This is a genomic window from Solibacillus isronensis (assembly GCF_023715405.1).
Classification (GTDB): Bacteria; Bacillota; Bacilli; order Bacillales_A; family Planococcaceae; genus Solibacillus; species Solibacillus isronensis_B.
This window is the reverse complement of the sequence record NZ_JAMBOC010000001.1, coordinates 215,503-236,453: the sequence shown is the minus strand read 5'-3', so window position 1 is coordinate 236,453 and position 20,951 is coordinate 215,503. Positions and strand designations below refer to the sequence as shown.

Below are 20,951 nucleotides of genomic sequence, written 5' to 3'. Positions count from 1 at the left end.
TCAAAAAGTCAGATGTTTTTTCATCTGACTTTCTTTCCTTTTGCTATTTCTTCACTACATTAAAATTAGCCCCGATGAGCTGCCAATTTTGCGGGAATGGCAGACCGAGCTTCCAATAGCCGACTCCGCGCAAATTTAATCGCTTTACTAAATCGAACTTCGCCTGAATCGAACGCGCATCTTCAAACCAGACAATATGTGAACGCCCTTGCTCATCATAATAGTTAAAGTAGGGTGCCTGTGCTGTATAGTCAAATTGGATTGCTGCGTTGTAGCGTTTGGCCACTTCAATTGCACGTTGCGGGCTTATCGCTTCTGCGTAATCTCCTCCTTGTACAAAAGGTAATGTCCAATCGTAACCATACAAATTTTGCCCAAGTAAAATTTTATTTGCAGGAATTTCTGTTAATGCATATTGTACTACTTGTTCGACTTGAGGCAGCGGAGAAACGGCCATTGGAGGTCCAGCAGAATAGCCCCACTCATATGTCATCAACATAACAAAATCCACTATTTCGCCGTGCGCCTTATAGTCATGGCCCATAAACCATTCCCCTGGCTGATCGGCTCTCGTTTTTGGAGCCAATGCGGTAGAAACGGTATATCCTTCCGCATGCATACGCTCGACAGCTCTTCGGAGGAAATTATTATAAGCTTCCCGCTGATCGCGTGCAATCCGTTCAAAATCAAAATGAATATCCAAAATATTTCCGATACGCTTTGCTTCAGCAATGATATTGTCCAGCAGTAAATTTTGAACAGCAACACTTTGGAAAATATCACGTGCTAGCTCAGCACTAAACTGATAATCCTCGAGATTAGTGATTGCCATTGCTATTCCTGTATTATTTTGTTCAGCAATTTCCGGTAATGGGTTAATTGTAGGCGCTTTTAATGAACCATCCCGTCTTGCTTCAAAACTGAAAATAGCTAAATACGTTAAATAAGGACTTGCCTCCCGAACTTGGTCGAGCAGCGTATCACTTATTTCATCGCCTCTTGGTTCTACATATGCCAAAATTTCTGCGGACCTTTTAGTTGGTTCCGGTATATACAATGAGGTGCCAATCATCAGCAACGCATCTGGATTCAAGCCATTTGCTTGTGCGAGCGTTAAATAATTCACCTGAAAACGTTGACCAATTGACCATAAACTATCCCCTGGCTGTACAATATAATACTGCCCTTTCAATGGAACGACCAATGCTTGCCCGACCACTAACCGGGCCGGCTCCGGAATTTGGTTGGCTTCCACTAAACTCTGCACCGTTGTTCCATAAGCCTGTGCGATTGCCCACAATGATTCTCCCGGTTGTACTACATGAATTTGAATTGTCCGTCCTCCTTTTCCTATGTACTAATTTATGAACTATATACCGTATTAATGCGGAAAGATAGGTTAGAAATATATAAGTAACCATGACAAAAAACAATATTATACATTTTCATTCATTCATATGCGCAACCAGGTTAACTGTTTCATACTATAGTTGTGAGGTGAAAAAATGCCAAGAGTAAAATACCGGGATTCCGATGTGGATTTGATGGCACGAATGATGCGGGCTGAGGCTGAAGGTGAAGGAAAACAAGGGATGCTGTATGTCGGAAATGTAATTGTGAACCGAGCTGTTGCTTCATGCCTGGATTTTAATGATGTGAGAACAATCGAGCAGGTTATTTTCCAAGTACAGGGCAATAACTATTCTTTTGAGGCGGTACAAAAAGGAAACATGTTTTATCAGAGGGCTAGAGAGACTGAAAGAAGATTAGCAAGACAGACGCTGGACTATTGGCGAGACCATCCGGCGAAATATGCACTTTGGTATTTTAACCCATCCGGCCCATGTCCTCCTACTTGGTACGATCAACCATTTACAGGTCAATTTAAACAGCATTGTTTCTATGAGCCTATAGCAGGAACATGTGAAAGTGTTTATATGGGCTAGATTTACCTATTGCCCAGCTATATAAGAAAAAGCCTTGTACATTCTATGTAGCGAGGCTTTTTCATTTTTCTTTATCCGTTACTTTTTATTGGATTGCTGGTTTTTATCATGGTTTGTTTTATTATTTTTATTTTTTAATTTCGAATCGAACTCTTCGGCAAATTCCGCTGTATTATCTTCAGGATTCCGGTTGTGACTTGTTGTATTTCGGTGTAATTCTTTATAGGTAGAAAAAGGATTATGTGTTCGCGTATTCATCGTTTCTTTACTGTTTTTGCTCATTTCATCACCTCCTACTGGCTTAATGTGCTCAGGATAGGAGGTTTTATGCTTTTTTCAGGCTTCCTCAATTTTTGTAATGAAAAAAAGTTGTAAAGCCATATTAAGAAGGAACCAATATTGAAAGGAGCATTTAAATGGGCAGAGATGATAGTAAAAGTAAAGGAACGAATAAACAATCATTACCGCAAACACCGAAAAACATGAAAATTGCACCAAACAAAGTAAAGGAAGAAATTGCGAATGAACTAACCGAGCTCCATCAGCAAGCAAAAAAAGGAAAAAGAAAAATGTATTGATATGTAAATGGCCTTCATTCCAGTATGTACTGGAATGAAGGCCTGATTTACTTCAAGACAAAGGTTAGAACTGTCTCGCCTTCGCATTAATTCTCAAAATCTGGTTATGCAGAGTTACCTCTGTTTCCCCTTTGATTTGAGACTTTTGATGCTTGTCGCTCGCCCAGTTTTGGTGGATCTTCTTAGATTTTGGATCTGTGAAACCCTTCTTATCCATTCGTTCCGCCTCCCTATGTTTAAAAGTGAATCAATTTTAGTATGGCTGTACTTGCTGCAGTTATTCCCTATAAAGATAAAAATTGATATCGACACATTTCCTAACAATTCCGAATTTCTTCCGCGTATGGAATCATTGCATCCACCAATACTAAACGTGTGAATCAGTCAATTTTCGCAAGAAAGGATGAGGAACAGTGGCTAAAAAAAGTTCAGGTACACCTAGCTGGAAACAAAATCACCCGATTACTTTATTATCCAACTCCGTTGAACGAACAGAACGTGCAGTAAAACAGGCAATGTCCCACCCGGAGGAATTTGCGGTGGAACATGCTTTTAATTCAATGGAACGTACCGAAAATGCACTTGCCAATGCAGAGCAAAGGCAGGAGCATTTGGATATTGTCGAGCAGAATAAATCCAAACTAGATGAGCTAAAGCAAAGCATCCTTGAAATTGATGAAACCTTGAGGGATTCATAAAAGTTCCCCCGTTACCTCTAAGGACGTAACGGGGGGACTTTATTTACATATATAATGCACTTAAAAAAATCCCTAATGCTTCTTCATAAATTTCACCGAATTGGCTGATTGGTAAAGGATTCGTTCCAAGCCCCAGTTCAACGGTGAATCCGGGGCGGCGCCAATCTTGAATAAACCAGTCTTTGTAACCCGCATAGCTTTCTATTGTCTGCACAGGCTCATATCCGCTTACCCTCGCAAATTCATTGACAAGCTGTTCTGTTTCAGGAGGTTCCAATCCCATGAATCCCCAATAAATAACTTGACCTTGTGTATGGAAAGCCAAAACCCGAGCAAAATCCCGCTCTACTGTCAAATCGGCCATTGCAATGGATTCCGGTTCCGATAGCGGACTTTTCCCACCATAATCCCGCGGCCCAGGCGTTTTCGGGTTTCTTTCTCTTTCCCGTTCCCATTCAGCAGGAAACTGGTCGTTCAGATCAACCCCATTAATATTCGCTTTCCAACCCGAGAAATCTGTACTACCATTATTCCATTCGATTACGTTTTTACGAATTGTTTCATCTTCCGGAGGTCCGTTCAGCACTAAATCTACTCCGTCGGGATTTACCATTGGCACAATATTTAAACTCGTTTGAATATACAATGGCAATGTATATAGCCCTCGTATTGAAGCATTATTCGTTAGCGAAATTAAATAATCATTAAGAAACGTCATGACAATCGACGTCGTAATCCACTCATTGGCATGAAAAGAAGCATTAAAATGAACACGTTTCTGCCCGTTCCCAATCGTGAGCCCCGGAATTTCTTTTTCCAATACGGAATTGCCGATCGGCTCATTTGCTATAAACGGATAGATTGCCTGCAATGACCGAATATCCTGCACCATTGCCCTATAATCGTAATCCTGTTCACCATTCACAACTCTCCATGTTACACGAACAGGTAACCGCAACCGTAGACCGACCTGAAGTACGTATGGATTGAGTACCGGATTGAGCAGAAAAAGCGCATCCATCGGCATATTGATTCTTTGTGCAATCGACCAAATTGTATCTCCCCGTTGAACCGTATACTGACTTGTCACATAACCGGGAATCTGAACGGGTTGGTTGGGCATCAGGGCCTGTGCATTCAGATTCCGATTCGAATCAAGAATCAGCTGAAAAGGAAGATTAAAAACTTGGCTATAATACCAAAAGGAATCACCCGGTCTTACGAAAATCTCCACAAAGCTCCTCCCTCAATAAAATCATCAATAGGAAAGTATATGAATGGGGGGAATGATTATTAACACGTTTCGAGAAAACGGATTTATTTCCGTCAAACACTTTCTCTATCCCCTAATATTTCCCTATATAGATGAAATGGAGAGCAACATTATGTTATAGTAGAATCTACTAAATTTTTATTGTATGGAGGTTCATCATGGAGACGAAAAGAATATCGCTGCATCGTGCACTATCTGAGTTAAAAATGCTTGGTGAACGGATCCAATCGGCTACGTACCGCGTAGTGCTGGCTCGAGCAAACCGAAAAAGCAACGAAAAAATTGAAGGCATGTCTATTGATGAATACAAAAAAGAAATGCAAGGTTCGTATGACAAAGTCACAAGCCTTATTCAATACCGCAATAAACTAAAAGCACTCGTTGTCGAATCAAATGCTAAAACAATCGTTAAAATTGGAGTAAATGAAATGACAGTGGCTGAAGCAATTGAACGTAAACAATCAATTGCATATGAGAAGGATTTACTGAATCATCTACGCCGCCAATATTTTGAAGCAATCGACGAAGTAACAGCTGCGAATGAGGCCCTTCCAGAAAAGCTTGAAAATTACCTGATTAATATTTTGGGCAGCAAGGAAAAGCAATCATCCTCAGACGAAGTGAAGCTTCATACTGATACTTTTATGAAGCGTAATGAATATGAATTGATCGACCCGATGCAAGTAAAGAAAACCATTGACGAGCTTGCAGCGAAAATCGAGGAATTTGAGTCAGAAGTAGACGCTGTATTATCAGAATCAAATGCCACAACATTTATTGAGATCTAACTAATAATTTGCATAGCGTAGCGAAAACAGTAAACGGATCGGCGCTCGTGCTTTGACTGTGTGCGAGTTGAAACAACCAAACAGTCACTCAACCTACAATTAATAGATGAATTTTTAATAGAAAAGTTCAAAGCATAAAGGTCAAAGCTGAAATATCAAAATTCAAAGCTCTTAACTTTTAAAGCTCAATGTTCAAATGATAAAGCTCATTCAAATCCTGGATCATGGTTTAGGTATGCCGATTCATGACCGTCTGTGGCTCCACCAGGCAGCTATTGTTGTGCACAAATAAGCCGAATTCGCTTTCTTAGCGCATTCGGCTTTTGTTTTTCTTACCCTTTTACCGGTGCTCATTTATCCGTCCGAATAATTATGGATAACAAAAAAGAAGCAGTCAATTGCAACTGCCTCCCTCAAAATTTAATAGGACAATCTCATTTTCATCATACCAGTACTTTTCTGCTCTATCTATGTATGATAAAAAATCTTCGTAGCGTCCTGTCCAATTTTCAGGTACAAAATCCTCGTAGGAAGCTGGTTCTGAATAAAGGGAGTACAACCCTCTTTTATCGAAATTTACGAATAAAGAAGGCATAAAACTATAAAAAGTATCCTCTTTCGTTTCAGTAAGTAAATTTAACTTAAGCCTTTCTCTTAATTCTTTTGCTGAAACAGCATACTTTGCCATCCTTGGCGCAAATTCTGCATATGAATCCTCATCTAATATATCTATGCCTTTCCTTTCATCATCTTCTTCGATAAATGGACCAGTATATGCAATTCCCATTTCTTTAAATTTCTTTTTATATGCCTCTTCTAGTTTTTTTCTATCTAAAAACCAAATATCTTTTTTGGAAACATACCATTTGAAATGATTATTAATTAATACCCCTACAATAATATTCTCAAGTGCTTTAGGTACTAATAACATATGTTTCAACTCCGTGTTATTATTTTTCTTACTCAACGTTTTCGAACTGTAATCATTACTTAGAAATCACTAAAATGCCCTCGATTAATATATTTTCGTCAAACATATACATCCTCATTATCTTCAGAAAATTGGGCAATTAGTTCAACTTCATCTTTTGTCGGGGTATCTTTTATTCCGATTATGTTTCCTTGCTTATCCCATTCAGTATTTTTCAAACAAATACCAAATTTATACTCTCCCAAAAATTTAAGTTCTTCACTTTCATACCAAATTTTTCTTATACCCCTCGTTTGTCCTTTTACCATGTAATCTGAAGATTTCACTTTTCCATTATTGTGAAATTTGATATAATCCCCTTCTTTAAAGCCATTTTTATAATAACAATAATACGCAATATTACCCTTGTCATATAATTCGTAAGCCAAACCTGTAAAAGGTTTTCCGCCCTCATCTTCTGGATTGTCTAGTACTTCGTCGCCGTACGAGGTAAACCATAATTCTTCATCAAAATTTATACCATGATTTAATACATATTCTTTACTTAGTATATCTTTTTTATTTTCCACCTTTTTTCACCTCTGAACTAGATTCAAATCCTTCAGTAATACAATTTCAATGTAGGAAGGTCGGCATTATCATACCAGCTAGTTTTAATTTCTTATCCGACCTTACGATATGCTCAAAATTACAGTAATGTTTTATAAAAATAATTACAAGCCTCACTTTCCATTTTACTGGGCAGACCCACAAAAAAGAAACCTTGAAAGGCAATTGCCAATCAAGGTGCTATATTAATGAATTATATTTATATTATCATTCTTCAAAATGAACCAAATCATAAGGATAGTATGGACCTTCTCTTAATTGCGTATCATCTAATCGAAGGATTTTTGCAACTGCACCACTTTCATAGCTCCAATAGCCACTATAGATATCTTTATTGCCTTTATGCGATTCATACCATCCTGTTTCATTGTGCCCTTTATACCATTCTTTTTCCAGATAAACTTTTAACAACTCCAAAGCTGTATTTTGATTTTCCGCCTCAATAATATTTTGAACATATCCATATGGATTTGAAAACAGGTATTCCGATCCGTTATTTTCCCAGTCTAAATCAATATACTGCACTAAAAAATCGATCAATTTATCATCTAACTGTTCTTTTTTTATTAAATCTAATAAACCTTTTAACTGATCTTTAGAAATGTTAAATAAAATTGCTAAAGACACTATCTTTAATAAATTTGAATAACTGCCTTCTTTATTCCATATATCTGTAAAATACTGAATAACCTTAGGAAATAACTGCTTTATTTCTTTAACGGGGGCCCCTAGAGAATACAAAGCATTCATCTTATCGAGATAAAAATTCACTAGGGATAACTTGCCCGTTCTAACTCCCTTAAATTCTGTTCCCTTTTCATTTATTAATTGTTCTAATAAACCTTCAAATTTATCTATTCGTTGATTTTGATAATCTATATAACCATTAAAATATTCTCGATCTTTTAATTTATCTCTCATAAGTAGCTCCTTTATTTTTTCACTTTTTCAGCAGAGTCAAGGACTGATTCTAAGACATTTCGCTTCTGCAATTATAAATTGTGGCGGAGGATTTGAATCTTCATAAACACCGTCGATGCCTTTATAGCCGTTGCTTTCATAATGAACAACCATCTTCATTTCGCCGTAATTCCCTTTATGTTTGTTGGTTTTTAAAGAGCTCTTTCTGGTTTCTACCTCATCTATAATCTTTAATTGCGTCTGATTTACCTTTCCGGATTTACCGGAACCCTTCCCAACAACCTCATCCAAGTCACTCTTCATAACAACCTCACCCACGTTACTATCAACAATTTTATCAATTGCTTTAGGGATTTTCAAAACTTTTCCTATCGGGATGAAGGATGCTAACGCAATACCTTTAGCAAGGCCCGAAGCATTTTTATCAGCTAGCGTGTTCACGTCGTCCAATATTAAGAAATCCAACAAACCTTTTCCGACTTTTGTAGCGCCACTTCCCACATCTCCTAGGAAATCAAGAAAACCATTCCCCGCTTTATTTACATCATCTACTTTTGGGGCTGTAGCGGAAAGATTTTTTGCGATTTCTTTTTCTTTTTGCTTCATAAATGAAACGAAATTTGTTGAAACCATTGCACCGCTGAGCCCGAAAGTACCTAAAGGCTGTTGACCGGTTAGATAAAGACCCGAAAGTGTGTAAGGATTCGCTCCTCCGATTCCTCCAGGATTAAATAATGGATTCATATTAATCACTTGATCCAGCGATTGCGTTCGATAGGCCAGTGCAATCATTAACGGATTCTGACTAGCAAATGACTGCCATTGTTCTGCCGGGAAGTTAACATCGGTATGAATATTGAAAACATAAAAAAGCACTCGTCGCCTAATATAGACAATCAAGTGCTCATAGTTAACTCTAACCATATTTCCTGTACATTACTGCACTGGACCCATAAATTCAGTAATAATACGAATATGTTCCTTCAATTTGACTTTTTTTAGATTCTCTACTTTTTCTGCTCCACCTAAACCTAGTAAAGGAGTATAGCCAAAGCAGTCATCATACTCTGGTTCATCATATTTTTCTATTGCTTCTGGATAAGGAAGCCAATCTAAAGCCTTCTGTCTAAAAGCCTCTTCCTCTAAAAATCTTAGAAACAAGGAGTATTTTGAAGCTACAACTTTTGTTTTACCTTTTCGGTAGTTTATTGTTACAATATAGGATTCTTGATTTTCATCCTTTTCAAAAAGTATTAGATCACCCATGGATGTACTGAAAATAGGTATTGTCCCTTTACTTCTTAAATAAGACTCATTTACTAAAGAGCTGAATTCATCAGGGTTTATTATTTTTAAGTATCCATTCATAATTGTACCATACCCATATGATTTCCATACTTCAATTAAAGCTTCTGGGACCATATTCTTATATTTATTAATTGTATATTCCTCAACTTCACTTACTTTTTTAAAATCTTTAAATAAGCTCAAATTGTTAACCTCCTCTAATGTGTCAGCTTAACATTTAAATAAGTATTCTTTCGCTGATCAGATGTCAATGATTTAGTTAGTTCACCTATTTGTTCATCGACAATATCAATTCTATACTTCCATTGTGATCCAATTGATGAATTTATTCTTTTATCTCCCATACCACCAATATTTAGCGGTTTACCTCCAGCAATTTGGTCAGGATTATGGAGGGCTGCTTGCGATTTCAACCAACTATTTGCATTTTTCTCCGCTTCTTCCCATGACATACCATTTTCGAACAATTCTTCTATCTTTTTATTTAATGCTTTTTCTCGAGCTGCTTGTTGGGCAGCGTTACCTTCAATTGCACGCCCTTGTTCAATATACTTCTCACGATTTTTCAAATACTCATCAACTGTAAGTTCATTCATACCTTTTTCTTGGTCTTTCAATTGTCTTGCAAATTCTTCGGAGTCATGTTTATCATTTCTTTTAAAATTAACTTCAACTTCTTTTATTCTTGGTAAATGCTTTATATTCCCCTTACCAACAACCTCATCTACATCACTCTTCTTAACAACCGCACCCACATTACTATCTACAATTTTATCAATCGCTTTCGGGATTTTCAAAACTTTTCCTACTGGAATGAAGGATGCTAACGCAATTCCTTTATCTAGTAATGATGCATCTTTGTCAGCGAGCGTGTTCACATCGTCCAATATTAAGAAATCCAACAAACCTTTTCCGACTTTTGTAGCACCACTTCCGACATCTCCTAGGAAATTAAGAAAACCATTCCCCTCATCTTTCACATTATCTACTGTTGTGGCTGTAGTGGAAAGCTCTTTTACGATTTCTTTTTCTTGTTGCTTCATAAATGATACAAAATTCGTTGAAACCATTGCACCGCTGAGACCGAAAGTACCTAAAGGCTGCTGACCATTTTGATAAAGACCAGGGAGGGTATACGGATTCGCTCCTCCGATTCCTCCAGGATTAAATAGTGGGTTCATATTAATCACTTGATCCAGCGATTGCGTTCGATAGGCCAGTGCAATCATTAACGGATTCTGACTAGCGAATGACTGCCATTGTTCTGCCGGGAAGTTAACATCTGTTACCCCTTCTGTCATCATCGTTTCTATGTTGGTAATCCATGTTTTCATATGCATCAGGTCTGTTTGAATTGTCGTTAATGCATCTGTTTGGGATACGTCAAATTCAATGAGTTTTTCAACGGTTTCGTCCCGATGTCGTTTCGCGTCATGTACACCCAGATGGACTTCACTATCATCCAATTTTGGCAAGCTCACGATATCTGACACTTGGTCCATGATATTATTGGCTTCATCTGTCAGCTCTTCTGTCACTTGTTTGGCACGATTAAGGCCTTGCTCGATTTCACCTTCCAATGCTGCTTGGCGAATAAAGCCCGACTAATTCGGTTCGAGAAATGAAAGTGCTATTTCTCCTGTAGTTAATCGATGTACTTTACGAAAATAAGAGCACGATTTTTACAACGAATGTAAACTTCAAGGCTTGGAAAGGGATACAGGGGTTATCTACATTTTAAAAATAATAGCGCTTTATTCGGCGCTAGGTATTCACCTAAAAAAGAAACCTTGAAAGGCATATAGCCAATCAAGGTCTTGTTTTACTAATTATTTCCCTTCACTTCTTCAAACCATAAATCAAAAATATCATCTGGTAATAGTTTGTCATCATTCGAATAAACTAACTCATATCTATATTTTCCTTTTAAGCTATTTTGTTTTACATTATAATAAAGTTTCATTTCTGTCGGCATATCTTTTTTGAACTCTTCACATTTTTTATGAATATGCTTTAAATTTTGATTACCAATTCTTAGTGCAGCCTTTTGTCTTTCTTTAGAAACATCATAAACCTGATTTTGTGGACTATTCGATCCTTTTACAGTCTCGTTGAGTGGATGGTTATGAACAACCTTACCATTAATTTTATAGAAAAAATCAAAAACATACATTTTGGGTTCATATGAACAATAAATAAAGATCTCATCTGCTTTATTATCGACGTACTCTAAACAAATAGCCACCATGTCTGTTTGTAATTCTGAAAAATAATCCTCAAATACCTTCACATAAACACCCCTAATTCTCTATACTTGTAAACCTCATACGACCATGTCCTCCTAACTTTGTTTTACTTTTCTATTATTTTTGACTGCTCTTCCCGTGTTCAGATAACCGTTTATATCAAAGTTGAAGCTTTTAAATCGGATTTTACAATAGAGTATGACTAGCTGCTCCGGCAATACGAAAATGAGTGTATAAAAAATACCGAATGGTAAAAAGACAAGCATGATTGTTTCAAATAAATCGGACGAACCTGTTTTCATGACAAATTGGATAAGAAAAACAAGCGCTGTACTGCCGATGATTGCAATCGGAATATACGATTTCGTTTCAAATTTACCACGTATTTCTTCACTTCTTGATCCTGTCCGGTAATGCCCTTTTTTAAGAAGTAAATAAAAGCGGATCCATGTAGCGATAAACAACAGGCCTGTGATGGAAAGTGTAATCCAAGTTAAGTTTAGTAGCGATTCAACTGTTGCACCGTCCTGTTCCCCTAAAAGAAATAATGGGGACAGGAAGAAAAATACGGAAAAGTTTTGTGTCATGATAATCGACAGGAAGTACTGCAGCTTCTCCATCTTTTTAAAAACGACAGGAATAGCGAATAGAAGGGACAATAAAATAATGATTCCTGTAAGCCACATATGAATTGTTTTAATGCTTTCGAAATTTGGATAGATTGTGTATTTACCTGCAATATTATAAGTTAGATAGAAAAACAGTGCCTGCAGGAAAATCCCTAATACAAGCACAGATGCCAACGAATTCGGACTTTGTCTACCAGACTCCAGTGGTCCTCGTAATACTGCGAAATCTTGTTCGGATAGTTTTTTTAGCATGCGGTGAATACCTCCATTTCATCTCAATACTATATAACCTTAATTAATCAGGTCAATAAGGATCCAATAAAAGAGGGAGTTTATACTAAGTATTAAATTTTAAATAAGTAAACTATCTCATTTTATGTATCTTCATTTTGAAAATATTAATAACCTATGTCCTTTCATTTTCCAATGAAATCAAAGTAAGTTCTTAACCATAAATTATTTAATAGCAAATTCAGAACTCACTTTGACATCTTGATATTAAAAAGCCGACTAATATACTTCAGGTCTTTCTGACAATCTTGCGGCTACTAAGGAGTCTTCGGCATTCAACTCACCTTCCGACCACTCGATTTGAATAATGCTGAAATCATGATAAAAAGAATCAGAACTATTCCTAAATACCCCATGATGACATACAACTTACTGATCAAAGTTGTAAAACCGACTAAGCTAATCGCAAAGCCAACAATACACAGGAGATTGATAACGACCTTAAATGCAAAACGGTCCTGTTTTACTATTCGAACAGCCAGTATATAAAGAGTTCCTACAGCGGTACTGTAAATCATGGCTAACAGCACAAAGGACATGATGATTCCAACTGTAGGATGAATTTGTTTAGCAAGTTCCAGTGTCGGCATTTCGACTCCGGCCACAATATCCATTTTGGCAAATAAAGCTACATTAATTAGTAAAATGAGTAACCCTAGTATGATGCCTCCTAACGCGCCGCCTCTTCTAGCAATATTTCTATTTGTTGCCGTTCCCCCCATTACAATAAGCATTGCCGCACCTGCCGCAATATTATAAGAAACATATATAACGGCGCTGGAAAACCAATGTGGTGATGCAGAAGGCTGGCTTTTCGCGATTACATTCAGCTCGCTCACTGAATATTCCATCGTAAACAATGAATAAATTAATAGAATAAATATGATTCCGAGTAAATATGGCATAAGAGCCGCCAGCATTTTAATGATACTTTCTGCATTAAGCATCAGTGTAATTACAACAAGTATTGCCATAAACAAGCTTCCTATTGAAGCATCCACACTGTACATTTGATTAAAAGTAGAGCCTGCTCCAGCCAGCATAACAACCGCAATGCCGAACAGCACAAAGGAAATCATCTGGTCCAGTACCGGACCAAAAAAGCGTCCACCGATAAAATGAATACCTTCCTTATGGGAAGTCGTCTGCAAATCTGAACCAATCTGTGCAAGCGTCATCCCCAACATCGTAAAAATAATTGTTGCTACAATACAGCCAAAAACACTCATTAACCCAAAACTTGTAAAGTACTGCATTATTTCCTGTCCTGAAGCAAATCCTGCACCGACAACTAAACTGACAAACGCCCCTGCAATTTGAATACTCTTTTTCAATTCGCACCTTCTTTATATTTCTATTTATCATAGATACTTTATGTACAGGCATATAGAAAACATGCTTGAATATAAAAAGAAGAGAATTTGAATGAATATCGCCGCAATAAAAAAATACCTTAACCGCTATTTTTCTAGACGGTTAAAGTATTATAGAATGTAATATAAATTTTCTAATAACTAAACTTTACACGAACTGATGCGCTTACTGTCATTGTGCCAGGTTCTATCGGTGTCACTACCTGTTGGCTGCTTAACTGCATCGCTTTATACGGAATTGGAGCAATCGTTTGCTCTTCGATTATTTCCACCGGCACCATGTGTAATGTAACGCCCATCGTTTTAGCCATAGCTGTTGCTTTCCCCACGGCATCAATCAGGGCAAACTGAAGTGCCTGCCTGTAGTAAACATCTGTATCCGTTATTTTAAACTCGATAGCAGATACATGGTTTGCTCCGTTTCGAATTGCCGTATCAATTACCGAACCTACTTGACCAATATCGGCTATTTTCACTGTTATGGCGTTTTGTACTTCGTAGCCCCTTAACACCTGTCTTCCATCTATGAAATCGTAGGTTGGAAAGATATTATAAGCAGCCGTCTGAATCGATTCTTTTGGAATCTTTAAAGCGATTAGTGAGTCTATTACACGATTCATAATGACCGCATTTTCCCGCTGAATCGTGCTGACATCTTCCCCTTGCGTCCGAACTTCGATTTGCACTTGCGCATAATCAGGCTGAGCAATAATTTCACCATTCCCAGTAACAGTCAATTCCCGTATACTGGCGACTGGTTGAAACATCATTTGTGGGTGATACAAGAGCTTCCACCTTTCTTATAGCCGGTTTCTGTTATACTATGCACTTCATTCCTTGGAGTTGTGTAAAGATGTGTGTGAGTTGCAACAACCAAACAGTCCCTCAACCTACATCAACATTTTATTGTTCAATAGAAAAGTTCAAAGCATAAAGCTCGATTAACTGATAGCGTTTCCTTTGCACTGAATTTAGTCATAAAAAAATACACCTCCAATTGAGATGTTTCTGACAATTGGGGTGCAGTTCATTAAGCTTCAAAAAATTTATAAGTGTTCTTACCCGCATTTTTTGCTTGATATAGAGCTTTGTCCGCATGTTTTAGGATCGTTTCCAGAGCAGATGTATCTTCTGCCGTATAATGGACTATGCCAAGACTTGCTGAAAGTTGATATTCGTTATCCCATGTATTGAGATACTCAAGAAGTATTTCAGCCTGTTTGGCAGTTTCTTCTTTAGAAGAAATATGAGGTAAATTTATAATAAATTCATCTCCTCCCAACCTCACTGCAAATACATTTTCGTGATGTTTTATAAATTTTTTAATTCTTGAAGATACAATTTTTAAAACTTGATCCCCTGCATCATGGCCATACAGATCATTTATCTTTTTAAACCCATCCAAATCAAGAAAGAATAAAGCCCCTCCTAATTCTGAATATTCCTTGAAAAACGCGAAAAGAAACTCTCTATTGTAAAGTCCTGTCAAAGAATCTTTATAGGCCAGTTTTTCCAACATTAAATAATATGAAAACATCTTCGCTACCTTTTGAAGCAAACTGATGCTTTTTGTATCAAAATGAGCAGCATCTTGATGTACCACACATAATGTGCCAAACTTTTCCCCATTTGTAAGGGAAATTGGGATACCCAAATAGGAATTAATATTAATTTTTTCGCTTATTTTTTTCAGCTCTTCAAAATCCGTTTCTTTACTGATATCTTCATATATTAACGGTTGATTATTTTCAAAATCAATTTGATTACAAGCCGTTTGATTAAGCTTAATTGCCATTCCTTCAGATAATAAAATATGTGAATCTGCATTTGAAAGCCGAAGAATAACTTGCTCATTTTCGGTGAATGAACTTAAATAAATCAGTTTGTCAGGCATAATTTCTTTTGCTAGTTCTAATACATCACTGGCGAGTTCATTAAAATTTTGATACATCTGTAATTCCTGCATTGGTATCACCATGAAATTACCTCCATTCCAGAATATCCGTTTGAAGTTATAGATTATGGAAACATTCAAAGTTTTTATAGTAAAGATTTATCATCTTCCATTAATAGTAACATAAATAAATATGTCTTTATCTATAATTAGATTTCTACTGCTTTACCCAGTTTTTCTATAAATACAGAAATAAAAAAGAAGCAGTCAATTGTAACTGCTCCCTAATTTATCTTTTATTTTTTTGGCGGTGATAGTATAAATCTAGAATCTTTTCCATAAAAATTGACCGTTGTATAGAATTGGAATGATAACATTCTTCCAAGCATTCCTTTAACAGAATACGCTTCTGTTCTTTTGTAAATTGACCCTCTTTCACCAGATGCCGGACTTCTTTTAAAAACAATAAATACTCCGGATCCATCCCATCTACAATTGCTGCGAAGTCGTCCCGCAGATTTTTGGCAAGCATTGGGCTTATACCACTCGTCGTCACCGCGATCGTAATTTCATTTTTCTCATATATTGCCGGAAAATGAAACGAACTATTTGCCGGATCATCGACAATATTAATGAGCTGATAGGGGTGGCTGTTTTCTTTAACCAGTTGATTTACCGCTGCATCATTTGTAGCGGCAATGACGAGAAGTGCGCCTTGAACATCACTAATTTGAAAGAATCTTGCAATATACTTGATTACACCACTTTCAACAAAGGCATGCAAACGTTCCTCAAGCACTGGACTTACGACTGTAATATTCGGTTGGAAGCGTAATAACGACTCGATCCGCTTAGCCGCGATTTTTCCACCTCCAATTACAACCACTTTTTTGTCTCTTATGTTGACCATCATCGGAAACATCGTCAGCTTCGCACTTCACTTAACTCATGGAATTGTCGGCCATCCGTTACTGCTTCTACATAACCTTTACGAATCGTGAAATCACCGAAATGTTCACCTTCGATACGTTCTTTCGCATACTCAGAAAAAATTGGTGCAAGGATACTCAATATTTCTTCTTCCCCAATATTTTCTTTGTAGATTTTGTTTAAGCGCTGTCCTTTAAAATCGCCGCCCAAGTATAAATTATATTTGCCAGGTCCTTTTCCAATAAAGCCGATTTCACCCATGGCTGCACGTGAACAGCCGTTCGGGCATCCTGACATACGAATACCGATCTCGGTTTCACGCAGTCCGTTATCCGCCAGTATTTCATCAATTTTTGTAATCAATGAAGGTAAATAACGCTCCGCCTCCGCCATTGCCAAGCCGCATGTCGGTAATGATACACAGGCAATTGAATTGCGGCGCAGTGCTGAGTAATGTGTACCGTCCGTAATGTTGTAGGCTTTTAACAACTTATCAATGACCGCTTTTTTCTGTGGTGTTACATCCGCGATTAAAAGATTCTGGTTTGGTGTTAAACGGAAAACCCCTGTATGCACTTTCGCAATTTCACGCAAGCCTGTTTTTAACTGATAATCCTCAAAATCTTTAATGCGCCCGTTTTGGATAAATAATGTAAAATGCCATTTTCCATTTTTACCTTTTATCCAACCGTACTCATCTCCTGTACGATTGAATGTGTACGGTCTTACTTCTTCTAGCTCCCACCCTAAACGGTGTTGCAGCTCTTGTTTAATAAAATCCAATCCTTTTGTATCTACTGTATATTTAAAGCGGGCTTTTTTACGTTCCGCTCGATTTCCGTAGTCGCGTTGGATTGTTAAAATTTTCTCGGCTGTTTCAAGCAGTCGTTCTTTTGGAATATAACCGATTAAACGTCCTAATTGCGGATATGTTTCTTTATCACCATGTGTCATACCCATCCCGCCGCCTACCGCGACATTAAAGCCTAGCAGCTCGTCATTTTCGACAATGGCAATAAAACCAATATCCTGTGAAAATACATCAATATCATTGCTCGGTGGAACGGCAATACCAATTTTAAATTTACGTGGTAAATACAGGGCACCGTAAATCGGCTCTATTTCTGTATCTTGTGTTCCATCGTAAACTTTTTCCCCATCGAGCCATAGTTCATGATATGCACGTGTACGAGGCAGTAAATGTTCACTTAATCTCGCCGACCAATTATACACTTCTTCATGAAATGCCGATTGATTCGGGTTAACATTACACATCACATTCCGGTTTACGTCACCGCAAGCTGCGATACAGTCAAGAAGTGCTTCATGGATTTCTGACATATACTTTTTGACATTCCATTTTAAAATGCCATGCACCTGGAATGCCTGACGAGTCGTTAGCTTCAGTGACCCATTCCCGTACTTTTCCGCCATTTCATCCATTACAAGCCACTGTTCCGGTGTTGCCGCGCCTCCTGGTGTTCGGACACGTGCCATAAATTGGTAGGCCGGCTCCAGCTTTTGCCGTTCACGTTCTGTACGCAGATCCCGGTCATCCTGCAAATAGCTGCCATGAAATTTCATGAGACGATTATCATCATCCGGAATTCCAGAACTAATTGGATACTGCATTGTTTTTTCTAAAGTCCCCCGCAAATAATTACTTTCGTCTTTAATACGTTCAACATCATTCGGTTTACCCGGCTGTTGGGGAAGTACGATTTTCTGACTCATATGCCTATCTCCTATCTCTGTTAAAATTAACGGTCAATAACTGCTAAATTGTTTAATAAACGTCTCGCTGATAACGTTTTTGACTTTTAAGCTCATAAAAAAATAATGAAACTTCTTCATCTGTTTTGCCGCCTTGTTCCGCAACAATTTGGCGCAATGTTTGATCCACATCATGTGCCATATATTTCTCATCACCACATACATAGATAACCGCACCATTGTTGATCCATCTATATACTTCTGCAGCATTTTCGAGCAGGCGATGCTGTACATATACTTTCTGTTCTGTATCACGTGAAAAGGCTACAGATAAATTCGTTAATGTCCCATCTTTGAGCCAGCGCTGCAGTTCAGTTTGATACAGGAAATCTGTAACAAAATGCTGGTCACCAAAAAACAGCCATGCATTGCTTTCGATTCCTCCCTCAGCACGTTCTTCCAAAAATGAACGGTACGGCGCAATGCCTGTGCCGGCACCAATCATAATAATTGGTGTTGTTGTATCTTCAGGCAGACGGAAATTCGGGTTTTTATGAATATAAACCGGAACCTTATCCCCGATTTCAATTCGCTCTGCCACTTGTCCCGATACAACCCCTATGCGATCACGTTCATCTACTTCATAAAAAACTTTACCGATTGTTAAATGCACTTCTTCTTCATTCGCCTTTTGGCTGCTTGCAATTGAATAGAGACGTACCGGATTTTTACGTAGTTGATCAACAAATTGTTGGGCAGTCCAGTTGAACGGTCCAAATGTTTGCACAACATCCAGCAGGTCGCGTCCATAAATATATTCTTTCAACTTCACATCATCTTCCAACAACTTCTTAAGCTTTTCATCCGTTGAAAAGACAGCAAGCTTTTGTAGTAATGGTTTTGTCAGTACAGTAATTTCGAAATGGGAAATGAGCGCTTCACTTAATGTATTAGACTGGTTTTTCACAGATACTATTTCCGAACCTTCAAACCCAAGTGATAATAGTAATGCTGTTACTAAGTTTGCATCATTTTCCGGTAGAATGCCGACACTGTCACCCGGTTCATAAGTTAAACCGGATCCTTCCAATGAAAGCTCCAAATGCTGCGTTTGCTTATTCGATCCGCGGCCATTTAAATTGATGCTTTCCAGAACTTCCGCATAAAAGGGATTATTTTTGTTGTATACGGATTCTTCAGATGCACTTACCGCAACCGGAGACTTTTGTAATTCCGGCAGTTTGTTCGGTGTATTTTGTGCCAGTGCTTCTACGACGCTCTCGATCCACTCTGATGCAAGATCGTCAAAATCCAAATCACAATCAAAGCGGGGAACTAAACGCTTTCCGCCCAATTTTTCTAATTGTTCATCAAAATCAATTCCTGTTTTACAGAAAAATTCATACGAGCTATCGCCTAACGATAATACAGAGAAAGATACATCCTCCAGTTTCGGCGCACGTTTACCATATAGGAAACTATGGAAAGAGATGGCATTATCTGGTGGATCGCCCTCACCATGTGTACTTGTAATGATGAAAATATTTTTCTGTTTTTTCAGACTATTCACCTTAAAATCGGACATTGCAGACAGAGAGACTTCGACTCCCTGTAATTCTAAAGCCGTTTTCAATTTTTTTGCGACACTTTGTGCATTGCCTGTTTGGGAACCGTATAAAATGGTTGCCTCCTGTTTGACTGCTTCCAGTACTGCAACGGTTTGCCCTTGTTCAGTAACCGTTACTTCAAGCGGCTGACTGGAATCTCCAATTGTTTGTATTGCGCTTAAATAACCGTTCAACCAAACTTTTTGATAGTCCGTTAATGTCGGATAAAGCTCATTGATTAATTTTGTCTGTGCCTCGGAAAATGGGCTATTATGCAGATTTAACGTCAAAACTTCCACCTCGCGAATCTTGTTTTATTTCAATCTTATTTTTTCGTTTTTTTCAATTTGTACAACATGACCGTCCTGAATAACTAAAGTAACTGTTCCATATTTAACGGATGCAACCGTATCTTTAATTTTCTCAATTGTTTGGGTAAGATCATTTGATTTTGTCATTATTAAATGCCTCCTAATTTTCAGATAACCTCTTTCACTCTTTCCAGTAAAACATTCCGTACTTTTTCGTTATAGCCTAAATGGTTGCATAAAATAACGGAAGCTGGATCAAGGTCAAGCGCCAGTATTTTCTTTTCGATTCCTACACTTAAAAGTCCTGAAAACAATAAATAAGGTACAATAAAAACTTGCTTTATCTGCTTGGTTTTCAGTTCAACTAATGTCTGTTCAAAAGAAGGACCTGCACCATACAAAAAACAAGATTTCACTTCCCGGAAGCCATAAGTTGCCTTTAGCTGTTCACTGATTATCGCCATATCTCTTACAACGGCATTGTCGCTGCTTCCTCTGCCTATCAATATAACTTCTGCATCTGCATTAATCGGCACCTGTTGTTCTTCAATTCTTTCAAAAACTGTCTCAATTAAAGATGAATGAATTCCTAAAGGACGTCCGATTGTAAACTTCAAATGCGGAAAACGTTCTTTTGCAATTTTTATTTCAGCAGGTATATCTTTATTAGCATGCTGGGCAGTTAATAATAAAATCGGGACAACCGATATATGTGTTGCACCTTGATTGACACAATTTGCAATGCCTTCAACAATATTCGGCTCGACCAGTTCCAAAAAGGCGGTTTCCTGTATTTCAGCTTCTACAAAAGACTTTGTTATTTCAATAAACCGTATCGCTTCATCAACACCTTTTTTCAAGCGTGTGCCGTGCCCAACATACAAAATTGCCTTCATTAGAATCAC

At 37.7% G+C, this 20,951-nt stretch carries 24 protein-coding genes; 4 read left to right on the top strand and 20 right to left on the bottom strand.

What is annotated here, in order from left to right:
* Nucleotides 1-43: 43 nt before the first annotated feature.
* On the bottom strand, nucleotides 44-1,300 hold the full coding sequence (locus M3166_RS01125; RefSeq protein ID WP_251686601.1) for a glycoside hydrolase family 18 protein: 1,257 nt from the start codon (nucleotides 1,298-1,300) through the stop codon (nucleotides 44-46).
* 205 nt (nucleotides 1,301-1,505) lie between these two features.
* Here M3166_RS01125 and M3166_RS01120 point away from each other — a divergent pair, with 205 nt between their 5' ends.
* The gene (locus M3166_RS01120; RefSeq protein ID WP_008405114.1) at nucleotides 1,506-1,946 is read left to right on the top strand and encodes a cell wall hydrolase; all 441 of its coding nucleotides are present in this window, start codon (nucleotides 1,506-1,508) and stop codon (nucleotides 1,944-1,946) included.
* 78 nt (nucleotides 1,947-2,024) lie between these two features.
* On the opposite strand, the gene M3166_RS01115 is transcribed toward M3166_RS01120, so the two are convergent.
* Nucleotides 2,025-2,228 (bottom strand): hypothetical protein, encoded by a 204-nt coding sequence (locus tag M3166_RS01115; RefSeq protein WP_008405113.1) that lies wholly within the window; start codon nucleotides 2,226-2,228, stop codon nucleotides 2,025-2,027.
* Between the two features lie 134 nt (nucleotides 2,229-2,362).
* On the opposite strand from M3166_RS01115, the gene M3166_RS01110 reads away from it, so the two are divergent.
* Nucleotides 2,363-2,524, top strand: coding sequence for a hypothetical protein (locus M3166_RS01110; RefSeq protein WP_008405112.1), 162 nt, complete (start codon nucleotides 2,363-2,365; stop codon nucleotides 2,522-2,524).
* A gap of 64 nt (nucleotides 2,525-2,588) precedes the next feature.
* Here M3166_RS01110 and M3166_RS01105 read toward each other — a convergent pair whose 3' ends face one another.
* Nucleotides 2,589-2,741, bottom strand: a complete 153-nt coding sequence (locus M3166_RS01105; RefSeq protein WP_008405111.1) for a YpzG family protein — start codon at nucleotides 2,739-2,741, stop codon at nucleotides 2,589-2,591.
* A 196-nt stretch (nucleotides 2,742-2,937) separates the two neighbouring features.
* Here M3166_RS01105 and M3166_RS01100 point away from each other — a divergent pair, with 196 nt between their 5' ends.
* A complete protein-coding gene (locus M3166_RS01100; protein WP_008405110.1) occupies nucleotides 2,938-3,222 on the top strand; it encodes a hypothetical protein in 285 nt (94 codons plus the stop codon).
* A 43-nt stretch (nucleotides 3,223-3,265) separates the two neighbouring features.
* Here the strand turns inward: M3166_RS01100 and M3166_RS01095 are convergent, their stop codons facing one another.
* The gene (locus tag M3166_RS01095; protein WP_251686600.1) at nucleotides 3,266-4,456 is read right to left on the bottom strand and encodes a M14 family zinc carboxypeptidase; all 1,191 of its coding nucleotides are present in this window, start codon (nucleotides 4,454-4,456) and stop codon (nucleotides 3,266-3,268) included.
* Between the two features lie 197 nt (nucleotides 4,457-4,653).
* Here M3166_RS01095 and M3166_RS01090 point away from each other — a divergent pair, with 197 nt between their 5' ends.
* The gene (locus M3166_RS01090; RefSeq protein WP_251686599.1) at nucleotides 4,654-5,283 is read left to right on the top strand and encodes a hypothetical protein; all 630 of its coding nucleotides are present in this window, start codon (nucleotides 4,654-4,656) and stop codon (nucleotides 5,281-5,283) included.
* Nucleotides 5,284-5,677: 394 nt separating this feature from the next.
* Here the strand turns inward: M3166_RS01090 and M3166_RS01085 are convergent, their stop codons facing one another.
* From M3166_RS01085 to M3166_RS01010, 16 genes are all read right to left on the bottom strand, one after another.
* On the bottom strand, nucleotides 5,678-6,214 hold the full coding sequence (locus M3166_RS01085; RefSeq protein WP_008405106.1) for a hypothetical protein: 537 nt from the start codon (nucleotides 6,212-6,214) through the stop codon (nucleotides 5,678-5,680).
* Between the two features lie 98 nt (nucleotides 6,215-6,312).
* Nucleotides 6,313-6,783, bottom strand: coding sequence for a toxin-antitoxin system YwqK family antitoxin (locus M3166_RS01080; protein ID WP_251686598.1), 471 nt, complete (start codon nucleotides 6,781-6,783; stop codon nucleotides 6,313-6,315).
* 247 nt (nucleotides 6,784-7,030) lie between these two features.
* On the bottom strand, nucleotides 7,031-7,744 hold the full coding sequence (locus M3166_RS01075) for a PoNi-like cognate immunity protein (protein ID WP_251686597.1): 714 nt from the start codon (nucleotides 7,742-7,744) through the stop codon (nucleotides 7,031-7,033).
* 36 nt (nucleotides 7,745-7,780) lie between these two features.
* Complete coding sequence (locus M3166_RS01070) at nucleotides 7,781-8,620, bottom strand: hypothetical protein (RefSeq protein ID WP_251686596.1); 840 nt, start codon at nucleotides 8,618-8,620, stop codon at nucleotides 7,781-7,783.
* A gap of 60 nt (nucleotides 8,621-8,680) precedes the next feature.
* Nucleotides 8,681-9,235: a T6SS immunity protein Tdi1 domain-containing protein gene (locus tag M3166_RS01065; RefSeq protein WP_251686595.1), complete on the bottom strand. Its 555-nt coding sequence runs from the start codon at nucleotides 9,233-9,235 to the stop codon at nucleotides 8,681-8,683.
* Nucleotides 9,236-9,249: 14 nt separating this feature from the next.
* Nucleotides 9,250-10,647: a polymorphic toxin type 15 domain-containing protein gene (locus M3166_RS19460; RefSeq protein WP_353056563.1), complete on the bottom strand. Its 1,398-nt coding sequence runs from the start codon at nucleotides 10,645-10,647 to the stop codon at nucleotides 9,250-9,252.
* 230 nt (nucleotides 10,648-10,877) lie between these two features.
* Nucleotides 10,878-11,342, bottom strand: coding sequence for a DUF600 domain-containing protein (locus M3166_RS01055; protein ID WP_251686593.1), 465 nt, complete (start codon nucleotides 11,340-11,342; stop codon nucleotides 10,878-10,880).
* Nucleotides 11,343-11,393: 51 nt separating this feature from the next.
* On the bottom strand, nucleotides 11,394-12,179 hold the full coding sequence (locus tag M3166_RS01050; protein ID WP_251686592.1) for an ABC transporter ATPase: 786 nt from the start codon (nucleotides 12,177-12,179) through the stop codon (nucleotides 11,394-11,396).
* A 314-nt stretch (nucleotides 12,180-12,493) separates the two neighbouring features.
* Nucleotides 12,494-13,552, bottom strand: a complete 1,059-nt coding sequence (locus M3166_RS01045; RefSeq protein ID WP_251686591.1) for a YkvI family membrane protein — start codon at nucleotides 13,550-13,552, stop codon at nucleotides 12,494-12,496.
* A gap of 173 nt (nucleotides 13,553-13,725) precedes the next feature.
* A complete protein-coding gene (locus tag M3166_RS01040) occupies nucleotides 13,726-14,376 on the bottom strand; it encodes an SIMPL domain-containing protein (protein ID WP_251686590.1) in 651 nt (216 codons plus the stop codon).
* Between the two features lie 245 nt (nucleotides 14,377-14,621).
* Entirely contained in the window at nucleotides 14,622-15,569 is a 948-nt protein-coding gene (locus tag M3166_RS01035) for a sensor domain-containing diguanylate cyclase (RefSeq protein ID WP_251686589.1), read from the bottom strand.
* A gap of 205 nt (nucleotides 15,570-15,774) precedes the next feature.
* Nucleotides 15,775-16,395 carry a precorrin-2 dehydrogenase/sirohydrochlorin ferrochelatase family protein gene (locus tag M3166_RS01030; protein WP_285848676.1) on the bottom strand — a complete coding sequence of 207 codons (621 nt, stop codon included), beginning with the start codon at nucleotides 16,393-16,395 and terminating at the stop codon, nucleotides 15,775-15,777.
* A 14-nt stretch (nucleotides 16,396-16,409) separates the two neighbouring features.
* Nucleotides 16,410-18,149 (bottom strand): assimilatory sulfite reductase (NADPH) hemoprotein subunit, encoded by a 1,740-nt coding sequence (gene cysI / locus M3166_RS01025; RefSeq protein WP_251686587.1) that lies wholly within the window; start codon nucleotides 18,147-18,149, stop codon nucleotides 16,410-16,412.
* A 52-nt stretch (nucleotides 18,150-18,201) separates the two neighbouring features.
* Nucleotides 18,202-20,025 carry an assimilatory sulfite reductase (NADPH) flavoprotein subunit gene (locus M3166_RS01020; protein WP_251686586.1) on the bottom strand — a complete coding sequence of 608 codons (1,824 nt, stop codon included), beginning with the start codon at nucleotides 20,023-20,025 and terminating at the stop codon, nucleotides 18,202-18,204.
* A gap of 24 nt (nucleotides 20,026-20,049) precedes the next feature.
* The gene (locus tag M3166_RS01015; protein WP_251686585.1) at nucleotides 20,050-20,193 is read right to left on the bottom strand and encodes a YezD family protein; all 144 of its coding nucleotides are present in this window, start codon (nucleotides 20,191-20,193) and stop codon (nucleotides 20,050-20,052) included.
* Nucleotides 20,194-20,213: 20 nt separating this feature from the next.
* Nucleotides 20,214-20,942: a sirohydrochlorin chelatase gene (locus M3166_RS01010; protein ID WP_251686584.1), complete on the bottom strand. Its 729-nt coding sequence runs from the start codon at nucleotides 20,940-20,942 to the stop codon at nucleotides 20,214-20,216.
* Nucleotides 20,943-20,951: the final 9 nt, after the last annotated feature.